The 1,410-nt window shown below is 68.8% G+C and carries 2 protein-coding genes; both read left to right on the top strand.

Annotation, left to right across the window (positions count from 1 at the left end):
- The first annotated feature begins 63 nt into the window (after nt 1-63).
- Nucleotides 64-471, top strand: coding sequence for a transposase (locus tag FFK22_RS41760; protein WP_138893690.1), 408 nt, complete (start codon nt 64-66; stop codon nt 469-471).
- Entirely contained in the window at nt 468-1,379 is a 912-nt protein-coding gene (locus FFK22_RS41755; protein WP_138893689.1) for an IS3 family transposase, read from the top strand. Before FFK22_RS41760 ends, FFK22_RS41755 begins: the two co-directional genes overlap by 4 nt.
- Nucleotides 1,380-1,410 lie beyond the last annotated feature (31 nt).

The following is a 1,410-nucleotide window of genomic DNA, read 5'->3' as shown; positions in this document are numbered from 1 at the left end:
GCTGGAGTGGCCCCCAGGAGTGAGACAGAGAAAATAGGGACAGTTCTCTGAGAAGGAGAACCGATGTCCAAGCGAGAGAGCCGGAGCTTCAGCCGTGGGTTCAAGCTGGAGGCGGTGCGTCGGATCGAGGCCGGGGAGAACGTCAGCGCGCTGGCGCGGGAGCTCGAGATCAAGCGGGCGATCCTGTACCGGTGGCGGGATGCCTGCCGTCTGGGCGGTCCGGAGGCGCTGCGGCTGCGCGGGCGGCCGAGCAAGGCGGAGGCGTCACAGCTGTCGGCGGCGCGTCTGGCGGCCGGCCGGGCCAATGACCTGGCTGAGGCCCGGTGGCAGATCGAGCAGCTGAGCCGCAAGGTGGGCCAGCAGCAGCTGGAGTTGGATTTTTTCAAGCGAGCCTTGCGGCAGATCGAGGCGTCACGCCGGCCGAGCGAAGGGCCTGGCGGGACAGCGTCTTCGCCCTCATCCAGGCGATGACGCGTCGGCAAGGCGGTGCGCCGGCGGCGATGTCGCTGTCGGTGGAGCGGATGTGCGTGCTGGCGGGGCTGAGCCGCGCGGCCTACTACCGCGGCTGGGCGGCCAGCGAGCCGCGGCGGGAGGAGACCGCGCTCCGGGACGTGATCCAGCGTCTGGCGCTGGCTCACCGGTTCTATGGCTACCGCCGGATCGGGGAACTGCTGCGGCGGGAGGGCTGGGCGGTCAACCGCAAGCGGGTGCTGCGGCTGATGCGCGAGGACAATCTCTTGTGCCTCAGGCGCGCGGCCTACCGGCCGCCGACGACAGACGCGCGCCACGGCTGGCCGATCTGGCCCAACCTGGCGCGTCGCCTGGTCCCGACCGCGGCCAACCAGCTGTGGGTGGCCGACATCACCTACGTGCGTCTGGACGAGGCTTTCGTCTATCTGGCGGTGGTGATCGACGCCTTCAGCCGCAAGGTGACCGGCTGGGCGCTGGACAATCACCTGAAGGCCAGCCTCGCCCTGGCGGCCCTGCAGATGGCGCTCGATCGGCGCCAGGTGATCGCAGGCGGGCTCATCCACCACTCCGACCGTGGGGTGCAGTACGCCTGCGGCGACTACGTCGACAGGCTCCGGGCGCGTGGCATCCAGCCCAGCATGAGCCGCGTCGGCTGTCCCTACGACAACGCCATGGCCGAAAGCTTCATGAAGACGCTCAAGACCGAGGAGGTGGACGGACAGACCTATCGCGACCTGGCTCACGCCAGGGCCCAGATCAGCCGCTTCATCGAGGAGGTCTACAACCGCCAGCGGCTGCACTCCGCCCTCGACTACCTGACGCCGGAGGAATACGAAGCCACTTTGCCGCCGTTGCGGCAGGGGCGCGCCCCTGCCGCAACGGCATCCATCAACCTGACCTGTCTCTAATTATCCCGTCTCACGTCGGGGGTGCAGTCCA

Origin of the sequence: Mycobacterium sp. KBS0706, from assembly GCF_005938675.2 — a bacterium.
Taxonomy (GTDB): Bacteria; Pseudomonadota; Alphaproteobacteria; order DSM-16000; family Inquilinaceae; genus Inquilinus.
This window is presented reverse-complemented; position numbering and strand designations above follow the sequence as displayed.